At 42.5% G+C, this 17,055-nt stretch carries 15 protein-coding genes; 3 read left to right on the top strand and 12 right to left on the bottom strand.

The features are described from left to right. Positions 1 to 44 precede the first annotated feature (44 nt). Positions 45 to 1,976, bottom strand: coding sequence for an FMN-binding protein (locus ABS301_RS17365; protein ID WP_349673415.1), 1,932 nt, complete (start codon positions 1,974 to 1,976; stop codon positions 45 to 47). A 183-nt stretch (positions 1,977 to 2,159) separates the two neighbouring features. Here ABS301_RS17365 and ABS301_RS17370 point away from each other — a divergent pair, with 183 nt between their 5' ends. Next, the gene (locus ABS301_RS17370; RefSeq protein ID WP_170820342.1) at positions 2,160 to 2,510 is read left to right on the top strand and encodes a NusG domain II-containing protein; all 351 of its coding nucleotides are present in this window, start codon (positions 2,160 to 2,162) and stop codon (positions 2,508 to 2,510) included. A gap of 4 nt (positions 2,511 to 2,514) precedes the next feature. Here ABS301_RS17370 and ABS301_RS17375 read toward each other — a convergent pair whose 3' ends face one another. From ABS301_RS17375 to ABS301_RS17415, 9 genes are all read right to left on the bottom strand, one after another. Then, on the bottom strand, positions 2,515 to 3,402 hold the full coding sequence (locus tag ABS301_RS17375; RefSeq protein ID WP_349673416.1) for a DegV family protein: 888 nt from the start codon (positions 3,400 to 3,402) through the stop codon (positions 2,515 to 2,517). 31 nt (positions 3,403 to 3,433) lie between these two features. Further along, the gene (locus ABS301_RS17380) at positions 3,434 to 4,837 is read right to left on the bottom strand and encodes a sensor histidine kinase (protein WP_349673417.1); all 1,404 of its coding nucleotides are present in this window, start codon (positions 4,835 to 4,837) and stop codon (positions 3,434 to 3,436) included. A gap of 41 nt (positions 4,838 to 4,878) precedes the next feature. Continuing rightward, positions 4,879 to 5,568: a response regulator transcription factor gene (locus ABS301_RS17385; protein WP_349673418.1), complete on the bottom strand. Its 690-nt coding sequence runs from the start codon at positions 5,566 to 5,568 to the stop codon at positions 4,879 to 4,881. A gap of 39 nt (positions 5,569 to 5,607) precedes the next feature. Beyond that, a complete protein-coding gene (locus tag ABS301_RS17390; protein WP_349673419.1) occupies positions 5,608 to 7,263 on the bottom strand; it encodes a Na/Pi cotransporter family protein in 1,656 nt (551 codons plus the stop codon). Positions 7,264 to 7,366: 103 nt separating this feature from the next. Beyond that, positions 7,367 to 8,359, bottom strand: a complete 993-nt coding sequence (locus ABS301_RS17395) for a dipeptidase (protein WP_349673420.1) — start codon at positions 8,357 to 8,359, stop codon at positions 7,367 to 7,369. A gap of 130 nt (positions 8,360 to 8,489) precedes the next feature. Then, positions 8,490 to 9,668 (bottom strand): ABC transporter permease, encoded by a 1,179-nt coding sequence (locus ABS301_RS17400; protein WP_349673547.1) that lies wholly within the window; start codon positions 9,666 to 9,668, stop codon positions 8,490 to 8,492. Beyond that, the gene (locus ABS301_RS17405; protein WP_349673548.1) at positions 9,652 to 10,311 is read right to left on the bottom strand and encodes an ABC transporter ATP-binding protein; all 660 of its coding nucleotides are present in this window, start codon (positions 10,309 to 10,311) and stop codon (positions 9,652 to 9,654) included. Before ABS301_RS17405 ends, ABS301_RS17400 begins: the two co-directional genes overlap by 17 nt. 64 nt (positions 10,312 to 10,375) lie before the next feature. Next, positions 10,376 to 12,139 carry an HlyD family efflux transporter periplasmic adaptor subunit gene (locus ABS301_RS17410; protein WP_349673421.1) on the bottom strand — a complete coding sequence of 588 codons (1,764 nt, stop codon included), beginning with the start codon at positions 12,137 to 12,139 and terminating at the stop codon, positions 10,376 to 10,378. A gap of 14 nt (positions 12,140 to 12,153) precedes the next feature. Further along, the gene (locus ABS301_RS17415; RefSeq protein ID WP_349673422.1) at positions 12,154 to 13,245 is read right to left on the bottom strand and encodes an S-layer homology domain-containing protein; all 1,092 of its coding nucleotides are present in this window, start codon (positions 13,243 to 13,245) and stop codon (positions 12,154 to 12,156) included. Between the two features lie 218 nt (positions 13,246 to 13,463). Here ABS301_RS17415 and ABS301_RS17420 point away from each other — a divergent pair, with 218 nt between their 5' ends. Then, complete coding sequence (locus ABS301_RS17420) at positions 13,464 to 14,138, top strand: response regulator transcription factor (RefSeq protein ID WP_349673423.1); 675 nt, start codon at positions 13,464 to 13,466, stop codon at positions 14,136 to 14,138. After that, complete coding sequence (locus tag ABS301_RS17425; protein ID WP_349673424.1) at positions 14,135 to 15,391, top strand: sensor histidine kinase; 1,257 nt, start codon at positions 14,135 to 14,137, stop codon at positions 15,389 to 15,391. Before ABS301_RS17420 ends, ABS301_RS17425 begins: the two co-directional genes overlap by 4 nt. A gap of 68 nt (positions 15,392 to 15,459) precedes the next feature. Here ABS301_RS17425 and ABS301_RS17430 read toward each other — a convergent pair whose 3' ends face one another. Next, positions 15,460 to 16,170 carry a GTP pyrophosphokinase gene (locus ABS301_RS17430; protein WP_349673425.1) on the bottom strand — a complete coding sequence of 237 codons (711 nt, stop codon included), beginning with the start codon at positions 16,168 to 16,170 and terminating at the stop codon, positions 15,460 to 15,462. Between the two features lie 26 nt (positions 16,171 to 16,196). Next, positions 16,197 to 17,033, bottom strand: a complete 837-nt coding sequence (locus ABS301_RS17435; protein WP_170820331.1) for a P-loop NTPase — start codon at positions 17,031 to 17,033, stop codon at positions 16,197 to 16,199. Positions 17,034 to 17,055 lie beyond the last annotated feature (22 nt).

The following is a 17,055-nucleotide window of genomic DNA, read 5'->3' on the forward strand; positions in this document are numbered from 1 at the left end:
CCCGGAAAAGGGCTTTTCCTGCCGGTTTCCGGGATTATACACTTCTACTGTTTTGACGCCTGGGTTAAGCAGTCCTTCACTCCGTTAACAAATCCCATTAAGTTGATGCTGACAGATGATACGGAATCGGTATAACCTTTTTCATTCATAAGTCCGTCCAGGGACTGGTGCTCTAAAACATAACCTACCACTGCCTCTGCCTGTTCATGCCACTTGGGACCTTTCTCGGTCATTACATACTTTCCGTCCATGGAAAGCTGGCTCTTTTTGGATCCGTCTTCCTTTATGCAGTCCCAGGTAAGAGCTGTAATCGCATTTCCCTTAACAGTCATACTCACCTGATCTTTGAATCCGTTCTCATCAAACTTGGGTGATTCGTAAGTATAGGTTCCTTCTTTTAACGCTGATGCCTGGCTCTCACCTTCACCGGCGGCCTGGGTTAAGCAGTCTTTTACTCCGTTTACAAATCCCATTAAGTTGATGCTGACAGATGATACGGAATCGGTATAGCCTTTTTCATTCACAAGTCCCTCCAGGGACTGGTGCTCCAAAACATAACCTACCACTGCTTCTGCCTGTTCATGCCACTTGGGGCCTTTTTCGGTCATTACATACTTTCCATCCATGGAAAGCTGGCTCTTTTTGGATCCGTCTTCCTTTATGCAGTCCCAGGTAAGAGCTGTAATCGCATTTCCCTTAACAGTCATACTCACCTGATCTTTGAATCCGTTCTCATCAAACTTGGGTGATTCGTAAGTATAGGTTCCTTCTTTTAACGCTGATGCCTGGCTCTCACCTTCACCGGCGGCCTGGGTTAAGCAGTCTTTTACTCCGTTTACAAATCCCATTAAGTTGATGCTGACAGATGATACGGAATCGGTATAGCCTTTTTCATTCACAAGTCCCTCCAGGGACTGGTGCTCCAAAACATAACCTACCACTGCTTCTGCCTGTTCATGCCACTTGGGGCCTTTCTCGGTCATTACATACTTTCCATCCATGGAAAGCTGGCTCTTTTTGGTTCCGTCTTCCTTTATGCAGTCCCAGGTAAGGGCTGTAATTGCATTTCCCTTAACAGTCATACTCACCTGATCTTTGAATCCATTCTCATCAAACTTGGGTGATTCGTAAGTATAGGTTCCTTCTTTTAACGCTGATGCCTGGCTCTCACCTTCACCGGCGGCCTGGGTTAAGCAGTCTTTTACTCCGTTTACAAATCCCATTAAGTTGATGCTGACAGATGATACGGAATCGGTATAGCCTTTTTCATTCACAAGTCCCTCCAGGGACTGGTGCTCCAAAACATAACCTACCACTGCTTCTGCCTGTTCATGCCACTTGGGGCCTTTCTCGGTCATTACATACTTTCCATCCATGGAAAGCTGGCTCTTTTTGGTTCCGTATTCCTTTATGCAGTCCCAGGTAAGGGCTGTAATTGCATTCCCCTTAACGGTCATACTCACCTGGTCTTTGAATCCGTTCTCATCAAATTCCGGTGATTCATAAGTATAGGTTCCATCCTTTAAAGAAGCGGATGTCTCAGATGCCTCTTTTGTTGTCTCCGGCACATCTTCCGGCTTTTCTCCCCTTGCCTTGGCAAGAGCCTGATCTACCGCTTCCTTTATGGCATTGCTGCTAAGCGTTGCCCCGGAAACTGCATCCACCTCTGTGGACTGCTTTCCAAGTATGGAATCCGTTAACCCTGGCAATACCATATTGAGCAGAGTTTCCTTCTCTCCATTTACAACAATGGAGTCAATGGTCTTTCCTGATACTGTTACATCTGCGGTGACAATCCCGCCGTAGCCTCTCGCAGTACCTGTATAGGTACCCGGAACATAGATTTCGGGTCTAACACTGTTGTCAATCGCCTTATAAAGTGGATCTGTTCCAAAAACAGTAGCGCCAGCCAGTAAAATCATGGCTCCTAACCCAATAAATCCGTTTCGTTTAGCATTTGCGTTACTTTTATTCATATCTCCTCCTGTTTTATAAAGTTTGACTTTATTTTAACACATTCTTAACGATTACGGCAACGACTTTATAAAATTTTAATTATATTTGGAAGGAATGGGGAATCTATGTTATAATGAGACAGGGCTTGTTTTAAAGCCATTTTGTTTATGAATTATAGAAAATAAGTAAGAGGATCTGTTCGAATGGAAATTAAAAAGCATAAGAAAGAAGTTATATTAATTGTTATTATTGTAGCAATATCCTGCATTCTCCTCATTGTGAACAAAATCATTTTTTCAAAGCCTGCCAGATATCTTGAGATCACGGTAGATGGGAAAGTTGTTGAAAAGCTGGATCTAAACCATGATACAGAGATTTTAGTAAACGGATATCAGAGCGGAACCAACCGCATAGTAATTCAAGGCGGAAAGGTGCACGTCTCCGATGCAACCTGTCCCGACAAAATCTGTATCCATCAGGGCACAATTGAACAGACAGGGGAAAGCATTGTCTGCCTGCCCAATCGTATGATTGCCCAGATTATGGGTAATTAAACAACTAATCGGTTCTTTTATCTCCGAAAAAGAATAGTGCCACCGTTCCGGGACCTGTGTGGGATCCGATTACGCAGCCAATGCTGTTAATAATCACTTTTTCTGACAGCATGGGGAAGCGGCTCTCAACGAGTGCTGCCACCTCTTTTGCATCGGCCTCACAGGCAGAATGGGCAATCACACATTTTCCGTTATAGCGGGAACCATTTTCGGCATGGAGTTCCATCATTTTTACCATTTCCTGAATGGCTCTTTTTTTTGTCCTTATTTTCTGCCTTAGAATTAAATGTCCAGTGTCATCTATATTCATAAGAGGGCAGATATTCAGGACAGTGCCAAGCATGGCGGAGGTGGCAGATATTCTTCCTCCCCGTTTAAAGCTGGTAAGATCCGTGGAGAAAAACCAATGGTGTACAGAAAGCCGGTTATTCATAACCCATTCTGCTGCCGCTTCTAATGTCGCTCCATTATCCCGTAAATCCGCTGCTGCATCGGTTAAAAGTCCATAACCAGAGGAGGCCCCAAGTGTATCCAGTATGATAATGGTCTTTTCCGGATATCTCTGACGCATCTCACTTGCTGCCACACAGGCGGAATTATAAGTACCGGAAATCCCGGAAGACAGGGTCAGATGCAGAATATCGTTTCCTTCTTTTAAAATCGGTTCAAAGAAATTACAGTATTCCTCAACATTTACCTGAGAGGTATAAGGTGCTGCCCCTTTGGCTATCCGCTCATAAAATTTTTCAAACGGGATACTCTCCCCTAAATCATCCGGATAAGTAACCCCATCGATTGTGTAATGAAAACAGACATATGGAATATTGCGGCTTTCAAAAAATTCCTTTTTCATGTCTGCCGTGGAACAACAGGTTAAAACAAAATTTCCCATACCCGTACACCTCCTGCCTGAAGCGGCTTTTTTATAGTGTTTTTCCCTGGACCGGAATCCTAACCATAAATTCCGTTCCAACATCAATCGTTGATTCCACCGTAATGGTTCCATGATAAAAGTTTACAATATGCTTTACAATGGAAAGACCAAGACCGGTTCCGCCCTGTTTTTTACTTCTCCCCTTATCAACCCGGTAGAACCGTTCAAATATACGCCCTAACGATTCTTTTGGTATCCCCATCCCATTATCTTTTACCCGGATAATCACATTGCGGTCTTCCTCACGAACTGTGATCCATACCTCTCCGCCTGGTTTATTATATTTTACCGCATTGCTGACCAGATTGCCAATTAATTCCTTCATCTGCTGGCCGTTTGCATAGATACAGACCGGCTTACAGTCCATATGAAGGAGAACTTCGTGGGAAGCTGCAAGGGGTTCCAAGGATTCGATGATATCCTCTACTAATATGGAAAGGCGTACATCGCTTTTTAAAACCTCTGCCTCTTTTGTCTCCAGACGGGATATCATAAGAATATCATTAATCAGGTTGTTCATATTTCCAGCTTCTTTTTTAATTCGCTTTATAAAATCTGCCTTTTGGGCTTCATCCTGTATAATCCCGCTTTCCAAAAGTTCCGCATAGCCCTGTACCGATGTAATGGGAGTTTTTAATTCATGAGAAGCATTGCTGAAAAATTCCTGGCGGATCTGCTTTTCCCGTTCAATCTGAGTCAGATAGTCTTTTACATTCTTTGACATCCTGGTGGTGGTTTCTGCAATGATATTAATTTCCGGATACTGATATCGTTCAAACGAAAGATCTGTATAATCGCCGTTTACCTTTAACATTTCCTGGGATATTTCTTTAAGAGGCCGGGTGATTGACTCAGCGAAACTATCTGCAGAAAAAGCTGAATACATGATTGCAGCAAGAAAACTAAGCCATACCGCAGGGAGAAGAAGTATTAGATTTTCTTTCATACCGGTATAGGGAATTGCCATTCGAAGAATGTAATCAGACTTGGAAGAGCGGATGGCAACATAAAGCATATTCTCCTTAAGGGTCTTTGAATAACGCCTGGCAGTTCCTGTCCCATCTGCCAGCGCCTCCTTCACCTCTTCCCTGTCTCCGTGATTATCCAAAGAAGCGACCGGTACTTCTCCAGTATCGGCCGCTACGGTTCCATCAAGACTAATGACGGTGAAACGGCTACGGTTTTCACTTAATGTTGGCTTTAAGTCTCCAATTTCCTTTTCTAAATCCCCGTTGTAATCAAGAACCTCATCCATAGCCTTTAACGTGTATTTCATGTCTTTTCTGGAATTTTTAAGCAGCGCACTGCTGGAGGCAATATAAAATATACAACTGCTTAACACCAGTACTACAAGAATAATCTGAATAAATTTTAAAAAGATCGCCTGTTTCATAGTGCCTCCCTCTGTCATTTTATACAGCCTGTTTTTTTCCATCATTCTTCAGTTTTAATAAAGCGGTAACCCACACCTCGAACCGTCTTAATGCAGGAACCTCCGTTTTCTCCCAGCTTCTGCCGCAGCGTACGGATGTGCATGTCAAGTGTCCGGGTTTCCCCATCATAATCATATCCCCAGATATGATTAAGCAGTTCGTCTCTGGTCACTACTTTATTGTGATTTTCCATGAGATATTGCAGCAATTCAAACTCTTTTAATGTAAGTTCAACCTTTACTCCGTCACAAGTAACCTCTCTGGTCTTCTTGTTTAAGTTCAGACAATACTGATCCAGTTCATCCTCAGATCCCTGATTTTTCGTACTCCGGCGCAAAAGACTGCGGATGCGTGCCGCAAGTTCCATGACACCAAAAGGTTTTGTCATATAGTCATCTGCACCGCCATCCAGACCGGCCACTTTGTCAAACTCCCGGTCTTTCGCTGTCAGGACAAGAATAGGAATGTCTTTTAATGAATCATTTTTCCGGATTTTGCGTATAGCCGACAATCCGTCCATACCAGGAAGCATTAGATCAAAGACAGCCAGTGCGGGTTTGTCCGTTTCCATACTCTTTAAGGCTTCCTCTGCCAGTTCATGTGCAGACACCTCATATCCAAAGCCTTCCAGGGCAATCTTTATTAAGTCCCTGATATTGTCATCATCCTCTACTACATAGATTCGTTCCATACATTCTCCTTTCTGTCTAAAAAAGTTTAAGTATGTTTCTTATATTTCTTCCTTTACATAACCTGCAATGTTATGTGCATGGTCAGAAATTCTCTCCAGGTTACTTAATGCATCCAAAAAGATAACTCCGTTTTCCGGTTTACAAGTCTGGGCAGATAAACGTTCAATATGACGCTCTCTTAATTCTTCCTCCAGGCTGTCTACATTTTCCTCACTCTGAACGACGGCACGTACTTCTGACATATCAGAAGTTTCTCTTGCTTTCACAGCATGTTCCAGAGAAGAGCGGACAGCTTTCAGCATTTCTCTCATTTCGCCTTCTGCTTCCTCGGAAAAGATAATCTTACGGTTGGCTTTTTCCGTTGCAAGCTCTGATAGGTTTTCACAGTGATCGCTGACACGTTCAAAATCACTGACTGTATAGAAGAGGTTTTTAACCAGCATATGCTGTTCTTCATTTAAGGATTGATTATTAATTTTTATTAAATAATCTGTCAGCAATTTCTCATAATGATCAATCTTTTGCTCCAGCTTCTCCACCTGCCTAATTTCAGATACATCACTGCTCAGCAGTGCGTCTGCTGCCACATCAAAATTTTCAAGTGCAGCATATCCCATATTCACCACCTGTTGATTTACATTTTCAATGGCAAAAGATGGCGTTTCCAGAATTCTCTCATCTAAATGACGTTTCATTTCGCTTTCAGAATCAGGCTGTTCTTCTTTTTCCTTACTCCGCACAAAAATTCCGGAGGCTTTTACCAGAAGCCCGGCAAAAGGAAATAAGATAATGGTATTGGTTACGTTAAATATGGTATGAAATATGGATATTTCTACGCTGGTAATGGAAGAAGATGCAAGTACCGGATTCAGTTTAAATAAAACAAACATGATAATTCCAAAAATAAAGGCACCCGTCACATTAAAGAGAAGATGCATCACAGCAGCACGTTTGGCGGTCCGATTTGCCCCCAGACTGGAAAGCAATGCGGTTACACAGGTACCGATATTCTGCCCCAATGTGATAAAAATAGCAGATTGCCAGTTAACAATTCCATTGAGTGCAAGTGTCTGTAAAATACCCACAGAAGCAGAAGAACTTTGTATAATGCCGGTTACCACAAGTCCGGCCAGAATTCCAAGGATGGGATTTCTGCCAAGTACAGAAAATGCCTGTCCGAATATGGGAGCATCTTTGTAAGGAGTAATGGATACAGACATAAAAGTAAGACCAATAAACAAAACACCAAAACCAACTAAAATCTGACCGATTTGTTTTTTCTTTTCACTCTTTGCAAATAAATTAAAAAGAGCGCCAACGCCCACCAATGCAGGCGCAAAAAATTCCGGCTTTAACATTTCTCCCCATTCACTCATGGAGACGATCCAGCTGGTAACAGTTGTTCCAATATTTGCACCCATAATGATGCCCACTGCCTGCTGAAGATTAATGATACCCGCATTGACAAATCCAACCACCATTACTGTAGTGGCAGAACTGCTCTGTATGATAGCGGTAATTCCCGTTCCAAGCAAAACACCCATCAGCCGGTTGCTTGTTAATGCTCCAAGCAATTGCTGCATCTTATGTCCTGCAGATTTCTGTAGTCCATCAGCCATGGCATCCATTCCGTAAAGGAACATTCCCAGACCCCCGATAAACTGAAACAGCATTTGTACATCTGTAATTGACATATCATCCTCCTGTATTTCATGACAAGTCATGTTATGTAAGTATCATATCAAATCTATGTAAAGTATTATGCATGCAATTGTAAAATTTATGTAAAATTTTGTCTTATTGTAAAATTTCCTTATAAACGCGAAGTACATTGCCGTAAAAAACAGCCTCAATTTCAGAATCGCAGAAGCCTTCTTTTTTCATACATGCTTCTAAAAGCGGCAGATCTTCCGGAGATTTCATCTCCAGTTCTCCTCCTATGCCATCAAAATCCGATCCCAGGCCAATGCAGCCAATTCCTCCGATCTTTTTCAAATGCTTTATGTGTGAGACCATATCCTGAATACGGCTTAATGACTTCTCCCCTTTCTTCCAGTCATGAAGAAAATCCCCGCAAAAATTAATTCCAGTAACTCCGCCCCGCTCTGCAAGCATTTTTATCATCTCATCGGTTAAATTCCTCGGATTGGATGCGATGGTTCTTGCATTGGAGTGACTTGCCACAAACGGTTTTTTCGTATGACGGAACACATCGTAAATACCTGCATCGGATAAATGGGAAACATCAATGATCATACCCAGCCGCTCCATCTCCTCCACAAAAACAATTCCCGTTTCAGTAAGTCCGTGTTCCGTTTCCGGTTCAAAAAATGCTTCCTCTTTCTCAATGCGGATCCGGTTTGGATAAGCCAGTTCATTGATGTGATTCCAGGTAAGCGTCATCATTCGGACTCCCAGACGGTAAAAATTACGTAAAAATGCCGTTTCCCCCTGACAGACACCGCCCTCCTCTATGGTAAGCATGGCAGACATCCGCCCTTCCTTCCGGTTTTTCTCAATATCTTCATATGTTCTGACAATTCCAATTAAATCCCCATACAGTTCCAGTTCGGTATAAAATAAGTCCAGCAGCTTCATACAGTATTCAAATGGTCGTTCGTGCTTCGTCAGTTCTGTAAACAGGGCGAAATTCTGCAGACAGTAATTCCCTTTTTTCATTCTCTCCAAATCAATATGGCAATCATTTTTTAATATAGAACCTTCTTTTCCCGCCTGCCTTCTGTAATAAAGCTCCGCTATGGTATCACAATGCATATCTGCAACATTCATTTTCTATATCCTTTCCTATCACAAAGATTCTCTTACGCCCGAAAAGGAGTAGCCGTAAAAGAGCTACTCCTTTGGTACCTATGCAAATAGTATCACTCCTATGACACATTTGCAAGAAATTATTCCTTTGTTATTCACTCCGAAGTGCATCAATGGGACTTAAGTTGGCAGCACGGCTGGCCGGCATGTATCCAAACAAAAGACCGATTCCCACCGATACGCTAAAGGACACAATCACTGCGCCCGGCGTAGGTGTTGCATTAATTCCAATGGCAGCTCCGACCAGGGTGGTTGCTACGGAGCCTACTACAATTCCAACCACTCCTCCAAGAGAACTGGTGACAGCCGCTTCAATTACAAACTGCTGCATGATATGTTTCTTTTTTGCACCAAGAGCCTTCCTGATTCCGATTTCCCTGGTTCGTTCCGATACTGACACCAGCATAATATTCATGACTCCCACACCCGCCACCAGAAGTGAAATTCCTGCAATGCCGCCAAGGACCATGGACATCATGGCAATCATGGAATCTAAAGATTCCAGCATCTCACTCATGGCAGTAACGCGGAACAGAGTGTCATCTTTATATATTCCCAATAAAAATGTCTCCAGAGACTCTTTTGCTTTTGCCGTATAGTCTGTATCGGATGTGGAAAACACGTAGTTGCTGATTTTTGCCGTATTATTCATCTTTGCAGCACTGCTGTATGGAAGATACAAAATATCATCCGTTCCTCCCGCTTCCAGCTCATCCTCATCCTGTCTGGATACGACTCCCACAATCCGGTAAGCGCTGCCATTCATTTTAATTGTTTTGTCTATGGCATTATCCACGCTTCCATATAATTTCCAGGCAACGTAATACCCTGCCACACACACTTTCTGTCTGGAAGCAATGTCAGAATAGGAAATAAAACGTCCTGCAGCAAGAGTCTGGTCCTTCATGCCTAAATAATCTTCACTGACTCCTGTTACGGTGGTATCTTCCAGAGATTCTGTTCCATATTTTAACTTTGCACTTACCGATACGCTTGGTGTCATATGGGAAAATAAATCCCTGTTGTCGTTATAAAACTGATACATTTCATCTACATCTGCATATCTGGTTGTTAAGTTGGTTAAGCGAACCGTCATCTGGTTGGTACCCATACTGGTAAAGCTGTCCTTCATATAAGACATCTGACCGTTTACAATACTGACCAGAATAATCACCGATGCTACACCTATAATAATACCCAGCATGGTGAGAAAAGAACGCATCTTATTCCCCCAGATACTTTTCAGCGCCATTTTAAAGGATTGCAGAATATTCATTTACGTCTCCATCGAAATTAATCTTACCATCGTGTACCCTTATCACCCGCCGTGCTTCTATAGCAATGCTGCTGTCATGAGTAATCATTACAATGGTATTGCCCTCATCATTTAGTTCCTTTAAGAAATCAAGTACATCCCGGCTGGTTTTGGAATCCAGGGCACCCGTCGGTTCATCTGCCAGAATCAGAGAGGGATTTCCAGCCAGTGCTCTGGCTATGGATACTCTTTGCTGCTGTCCGCCGGATAGCTGGTTTGGGAGATTTTTCCACTTGTCTGCCAGTCCAACCCGTTCCAGAGACGCCATGGCACGTTCTTTTCGTTCCTCATTTCCGGCTCCGGCATAGAGTAGCGGCAGTTCCACATTTTCCAGAAGGTTTAATTTGGGAAGCAGATTGTACTGCTGAAAAATAAATCCGATCATTTTATTTCGTATCTGCGCCAGCTGATTGTCAGTCATACTTCCCACATCTTCTCCGCCCAGTAGATACTGACCATCGCTTGGAACATCCAGGGCGCCTATAATATTCATAAGAGTGGATTTCCCGCTTCCCGACTTTCCCACGATGGCAACAAATTCTCCCCGAAATATGGTCATGGTCACTCCGTCATTTGCGCGTACCTCTTCCTCTCCCATCTGATATACCTTGTAGATCTCCTTTAATTCAATCAAGGGCTCTGCCACATTCCATTCCTCCTCATTATTTTGACCGGGACTGGCCGCCTCCGCTGTTGCTTCTGTTACTATTATTTCCGGTTCGGCCTGTTCGTTCTGTGGAACCTCCCATTCCTCCTGGAGGACCTCCCATTTCTCCTGGCATGCCGGTAGTTTTACTGGTACTGCTTACCGTTGTCTGAGCAACATAAACCTCCTGATTTTCTTCAAGACCTGAAGTTATTTCCACATAATCATCATTGATTAATCCGGTTTTCACTTCGACCTCTTTAAATCCTGCCGGGACAGCTCCATCTGCCTCTTTTACGGTATCATCCTTTAAATAAACATTATTTCCCCGTATCAGAGCATCGGCCGGAATGGTAAGTACGCCAGAAGCCTCATTTAATACAATGACCCCATCCACATTCATACCGGGTAGCAGATCATCCATGCCATCATCCAGTGTAATGGTGACCGGATAATTGGTTACTCCATCGGTTGTGGTGCTTTTTAAACTTACATTGGTCACTGTACCGGAAAATGTCTTTCCGCTTACAGCATCAGCAGTAATATCCACTTTCTGCCCCACAGCCACTGATTTGACATCCAGCTCATCCACACTCATTTCAAAGGTATAATTGGACATGTCATAGATTGTTGCAAGTGTGGTGCTGCCGCTGGTGCTTTTTGTAATCTTATCTCCCACCTTGATGGTTTTTGTGATCACTTTACCTGATATAGGCGCAGTTATCGTATAATTGTCGTAGGTTTCCTGGGTGTTATCCAGAGAATTTTTTGCAGACTCAAGAGATGATTGTGCTTTATCCATTGCATCCTTATAGGTACGAATAAGGGCTGCTGCACTTTTGCTTTCTATGGTAAAAACAGGAGTTCCTTTGGTCACGTAGTCACCCTCATGCACAAGCAAAGCACTCACCTCAACTCCTGACGGAAGATCCGCTTTCATCGTGGTCTCAAGCTTTGCTTCAAATGTCCCCTCCATACTGCATACAAAACCTCCCGCTGTTGCCGTCGCAGAAATATCCTTTGTCAGACCTCCGGGATTTGGAACTTCAATCGTAACATATCGGACAATCCGGCCTCCTGTCAGCGTTACATCCATGTTTCCTACCGAAACAACCGTTCCGTTTACCTGTTCGCCCGTATCTGAAAGGGTTAAAACTGCTGCGCTTCCAGCCGGTATCTGGGCTGCCTCTCCAGAGAGAAACGGAAGCTTGATTTTCATAATGCTGTCATCAACAATAGAGGCTATTTCTGTTTTATCGCTGATTTTATCTCCTTCTTTTATGGATAAAGAGCTGATATATCCGGTTTCCGTAGATTTATATGTGTTTTGACTGTAATCTTTTAAGGCATCATTATAATTATCCAATGCCACCTGATAACTTTCCTGTGCCCGTTCAAGAGAATTGTTTGCTGAGGTCAGCTGAGTTTCTGCCGAAGAACTGTCAATCCGGTATAAAACCTGACCCTTTTCCACTTCATCACCCTCTTCAAAATTGGCTTCAATTACCTCTCCTTCCGCCAGCGAGGTGATATCATAGGTATCCTTCGGGGAAATGGTTCCGGAAGAAGACAGTTTTGATGAAATGTCTCTTTTTGTTACAACTGCAGTTTTGATTTTTTTAGCCTGGGCATTTGCTTCCTTACTCTTTTTGTATGAAAAAGCAAAAAAAATCCCTGCAACTGCAGTAATGATCAGGAGCACAATAATGAAAATCTTTTTCCGCTTTCCATTTCTTTTTTTCTGATCACTTTTTAAAATTTTCTGGATGATTTTTTTCATTCCGGCCTCTCCCGCTAATCTTCTATATAATCAATGACAGTCCTTGTTTCATCTCCGTCGCTATTGGTGGAAAGTGTATAAACAAGATTTACGGTATCTCCGACTCTCAAATCCCCATAAGAAGAAAATGCAAACTGCATCTCGGTGCTGGTAAGAGTATAGGTATTTCCATCATCCAGAATGATGGCACTTGGATTCATTAAATCCGTGGAATTATAAACGATGTTTGTAATTTCACCAAATGCTGCGGAACGCCCGCTTTCATTTTCCGTTCCAACCGTATAAAGCCATGCCGTTTTGGACAATGAATGATAATAAACCAGTACTCCATCGGAACTTTCCAGTGCCACAGTAATCGCATCACTGGAATTGGTCACTGCCTCCCCGTCCAGATACACATTGGCATCTTTGAGTTTAAAGGGCAGATAATTATTCAGACTGCTCTTGCTTCGAACGACCTTCGGTCCCTTTAAGCTGTTATCCACCATGGTAAACGGATTGATTTCACCATCCTCGGTCAATTCACAATCTAAAATCTTTCCATACATGGATCCGGAGGTATTATTTGTTTTCAGCAGATTATAAAACAGATTGATGCAGTCATCTTTATTCATTACTTCCAGGGTTTCCTTGTTAATATTTTCATCCAGTTCAAGGAAATGGTATTTGGAAAGTCTGGATCCTGTCTGGTCACCTGTGAAATCAGAATTCTTATATCCCAATAATGCCAGAACCCCTTTTACTGCATCCTGAAGTGTTATGTAATCATCTGGTTTAAATAGACCTCCCAGATAACCATTCATCCACCCCTGTTCTGCCGCAATCCGGATCTGAGCCGAATATTCATTGTCTCTTGGCACATCCGCAAATACAGAAGTATTGCTTAAACTGCTTACTGTGCTTCGGTAAGAAGAAGCATTTACCAGCATGGCGGCAAATTCTCCGCGTGTGACAGACATGGCAGTATTGGTCGTATTCATAATACCCGATATACCGATGACTTTCTTTCTTAAATCAAAATTGGCTGATGCCTCTGCTCTCATCGGTGTAACCGCCGTCGCAGCCAAAACAACTGCAAGTGAAGCCGCCGCTCTTCGTGCATTCATTTAAGTTTCTCCTCTCCTTTATAAGATTTCTTAATATTTTAACAAATCGTTGTGTTGGCTTTGTGATGGCAAACTGAAATTAACCTGAAATTAAGAACTGCCTGTTTCTTAGTGTTTCAGCTTATTTTAAGGCAGTACCCTTATAATGAAAAACAGGCATTTGATTGCTTAAATGAATATTTAAGGCTATAATAAATAAAGTAAAGGAGAACTTAACAATGAAGCTGTTAATTGTGGAAGATGAAGTCAGACTGGCCGAAGCCATAGGGCAGATTATGAAGGAACAGCATTATCAGACTGATCTGGTTTTTAACGGAAAAGATGGTTTATACTGTGGTCTGTCAGGAGAATATGATGTGATAATTCTGGATGTGATGCTCCCTGGTGAGAATGGTTTTCAGATTGTTGAGAAACTTAGGGAAGCCAAAATACAGACTCCCATCCTAATGCTTACAGCGCGTGATAACGTAAGTGATAAAGTAACCGGACTGGATAAAGGTGCCGATGATTATATGACAAAACCATTTATTCCGGAAGAACTTCTGGCACGTATCCGGGCGCTTTCCCGCAGACAGGGGGAGGTAATTGTAGAAGAAATGGTGTTTGGAGATCTAAGATTAAATCTGTCAACCAATGATTTGTGGTGTAAAACCAAATCCATTCATCTGGGCTATAAAGAATTCGAAGTGTTGAGAATCCTTATGAGCAATATCGGAAAAATTATATCAAAGGATACTTTAATTAACCGGGTATGGGGATCTGACTCTGATGCTGAGGATAATAACGTAGAAGCTTATATCTCATTTCTACGTAAAAAGTTTCATTTTCTTGGTTCAAAGGCAGAGATTACGACTGTACGAAAAGTAGGATACCGCCTGGAGGAATCCAAATGATTAAGAAGTTAAGAATCAAGTTCATACTTACTAATATGTGCTTTGTTATCAGTATACTTGCTGTAGTAATGGGTACATTTTATGTCTCAAACCGGAAGCGGATCATGAGAGATACCTCCATGGCTCTCATCCAGTCCTTAAGTCATGAACGTTTTAAAATGCCGCCAGACAAGGTGGAATTTGGCCGGCGTCCCAAAAAAAATCCGATTCCACTCATTCCCGCATTTGTAATTACATTGAAATCCGATAATACCATTGAAAAAATCGAGGAAAATAATATTACAGTATCTGATGAATTAGCCTCATCCTTAATAAAGCTGGTCAATGACACAGACAGTAAAGAAGGTGTTTTAAAAGATTACTCCCTTCGTTATATGAAAATGCCTGGAAGGAACGGAATGGAAATCGGATTTGCAGATCAAAGCTATGAACGGGACTCCTTAGAGGTTTTACTAATTAACTGTATTCTGGTCTTTCTTACCACTATCATATTATTTTTCATTTTAAGCCTGTTTCTTTCTCATCTGGCTTTAAAGCCTGTAAAAAAAGCCTGGGACCAGCAAAATCAGTTTATAGCCGATGCATCTCACGAATTAAAAACTCCTCTTACTGTGATACTGGCGAATTTACAGATTCTCTCGACCCATAAAGAACGCACGATCAAAGAGCAGGAAAAATGGCTAATGAATACAAAGGAGGAAGCGGACCGGATGAAACAGCTGGTGGAAGAACTTCTTTTCCTTGCCCGTTCGGATACCGAATCCGTAGAGGCAGTTCAGATTTCAAAGCTCCCTCTTGATTTCAGTGAACTGGTTTTAAATGGTGTGTTACTCTTTGAATCGGTAGCTTTTGAAAGCAAGGTTACTCTGGATAACGACATTCAGACTGATATTTTTATAGAAGGAATGGAATCCCAGTTAAAACAGTTAATAACCATTCTTCTGGATAATGCCTGCAAGTATGCCGGAATCAATGGCTCTGTATCCGTTTTTCTTAAAAAACAGGCCGGTCATGGAGTACTCACAATTATCAATACGGGAGAACTCATATCACCAACCGAGCAAGAACACATATTTGAACGGTTTTACAGGACTGATAAATCCAGAGTCCACCAAGAAGGCGGCTACGGTCTGGGTCTTTCTATCGCAAAAACAATTGTGGACCGGCACAAGGGGAAAATAAGTGTTGCCAGCAGTGCAGACACAGGAACCAGATTTACCGTTACATTACCAGTCATCTCTCATATTCAATAAAAATAAGGGTCAGGCTGTTACGGAGAAGATTAACCGTAACAGCCTGACCCTTATTATCTTTAAACCATTTATTTCGTAACAGTAAGTCCCTGTTCCTCAATCCGCTTTCTGATATTAAGCATCTTCTCATCGGTCTGGGCGATTACATCTGCACATTCCCGCAGCTCATCACTGATCTCCTGGGAATATTCCTGCATTTCCTTTTTGTATTTCAGCTGATGATCCAGACTGGCCCAAAAATCCATCGCCATGGTACGAATCTGAACCTCTACCCGCATCCATTTTTTCTGGTCTGAGAAAAAAACAGGAATTTCAATGATCATATGGTAACTGCGGTATCCATTGGCTTTAGGCTGACCGATATAATCTTTTATGGCTATGATATGGACATCATCCTGCCTTGCAAGCATATCGGCCACTGCATAAATATCGTCTAAAAAGGAACAGATGACTCGAATACCAGCAACATCATCTAAGTTTTCCATCATGGATTCTAAAGAGACAGGAAGATCTCTGCGCTTTAATTTTTCAACAATGCTAACCGGCTTTTTTACTCTGGATTTTACAAGTTCGATGGGATTTCTGGAGTTGCGAACCGACAGTTCATCGTTTAGTACTTCCAGCTTTGTCTTAACCTCACGAATGGCACAGGTATACATCATCATAGCTTCCTGGAACTGATACGCCTGCTTAATCAGGGGGTCTGGAACTGAAACCAGATTGGGGACTTTTACAATCGACTGATTCAGTTCACTGTTAGGGTTCATATTAATATTCATTCTTTTACCTCAAAAAGCAGTTCCGGTTAAACCGCCTCTGCTGCGTCAACTGCTTCTTTCAGCCATGGTGCCTCTAAATACTCTACGGTTCCTGCATCGACTGAAGCAGCAATCTTAGGATCAATGGGGATTCTGGCAAGTACTTTAACGCCGTAATTTTCAGCCACCTCATCGATATGGCTTTCACCAAATACAGCAATCTGCTTTCCGCAGTCAGGACAGCTTAAGTAACTCATATTTTCCACAAGCCCAAGAATGGGAATATTCATCTTCTTCGCCATATTCACTGCTTTTCCTACAATCATGGAAACCAGTTCCTGGGGAGAGGTTACAATAATAATTCCATCGAGAGGCAGTGACTGAAATACAGTCAGAGGCACATCGCCGGTTCCCGGAGGCATATCCACAAACATATAATCCACATTTTCCCAAAGAGTTTCCTGCCAGAACTGTTTCACTGCTCCAGCTATGACCGGTCCTCTCCAGATGACCGGATCCGTCTCCTGGTCCAGAATTAAATTTGCTGACATGACTTCGATTCCTGTTGCACTGACTGCAGGGATCATCAGTCCGTTTGGTGTCATTCCTACACCGTTATCCGATAAACCGAATGCCTTCGGTATGGAAGGTCCTGTAATATCCGCATCCAGGATCGCCGTTTTATATCCCTTTCCACTCATGCTTACTGCCATCATGGAAGTTACCAGCGATTTTCCTACGCCGCCCTTTCCGCTTACAACTCCAATTACTTTTTTTACTATGCTGGAAGGATTAAGCGGCTCTAAAAAACTAGTCTGCGCCTCTTCCCTGCTCCCGCAGCTTTCTCCGCAAGTATTGCAATTATGAGTACAACTCTCACTCATGATTCATTCCTCCTGTTAAAAC

It is taken from the genome of Lacrimispora sp., assembly GCF_031982545.1.
GTDB lineage: Bacteria > Bacillota > Clostridia > Lachnospirales > Lachnospiraceae > Lacrimispora.

Excerpts from the sequence above, each read along its gene's own strand:
- ABS301_RS17365 (WP_349673415.1), bottom strand. The coding sequence starts at position 1,976 with ATGAATAAAAGTAACGCAAATGCTAAACGAAACGGATTTATTGGGTTA.
- ABS301_RS17370 (WP_170820342.1), top strand. The coding sequence starts at position 2,160 with ATGGAAATTAAAAAGCATAAGAAAGAAGTTATATTAATTGTTATTATT.
- ABS301_RS17375 (WP_349673416.1), bottom strand. The coding sequence starts at position 3,402 with ATGGGAAATTTTGTTTTAACCTGTTGTTCCACGGCAGACATGAAAAAG.
- ABS301_RS17380 (WP_349673417.1), bottom strand. The coding sequence starts at position 4,837 with ATGAAACAGGCGATCTTTTTAAAATTTATTCAGATTATTCTTGTAGTA.
- ABS301_RS17385 (WP_349673418.1), bottom strand. The coding sequence starts at position 5,568 with ATGGAACGAATCTATGTAGTAGAGGATGATGACAATATCAGGGACTTA.
- ABS301_RS17390 (WP_349673419.1), bottom strand. The coding sequence starts at position 7,263 with ATGTCAATTACAGATGTACAAATGCTGTTTCAGTTTATCGGGGGTCTG.
- ABS301_RS17395 (WP_349673420.1), bottom strand. The coding sequence starts at position 8,359 with ATGAATGTTGCAGATATGCATTGTGATACCATAGCGGAGCTTTATTAC.
- ABS301_RS17405 (WP_349673548.1), bottom strand. The coding sequence starts at position 10,311 with ATGGGAGAGGAAGAGGTACGCGCAAATGACGGAGTGACCATGACCATA.
- ABS301_RS17410 (WP_349673421.1), bottom strand. The coding sequence starts at position 12,139 with ATGAAAAAAATCATCCAGAAAATTTTAAAAAGTGATCAGAAAAAAAGA.
- ABS301_RS17415 (WP_349673422.1), bottom strand. The coding sequence starts at position 13,245 with ATGAATGCACGAAGAGCGGCGGCTTCACTTGCAGTTGTTTTGGCTGCG.
- ABS301_RS17420 (WP_349673423.1), top strand. The coding sequence starts at position 13,464 with ATGAAGCTGTTAATTGTGGAAGATGAAGTCAGACTGGCCGAAGCCATA.
- ABS301_RS17425 (WP_349673424.1), top strand. The coding sequence starts at position 14,135 with ATGATTAAGAAGTTAAGAATCAAGTTCATACTTACTAATATGTGCTTT.
- ABS301_RS17430 (WP_349673425.1), bottom strand. The coding sequence starts at position 16,170 with ATGAATATTAATATGAACCCTAACAGTGAACTGAATCAGTCGATTGTA.
- ABS301_RS17435 (WP_170820331.1), bottom strand. The coding sequence starts at position 17,033 with ATGAGTGAGAGTTGTACTCATAATTGCAATACTTGCGGAGAAAGCTGC.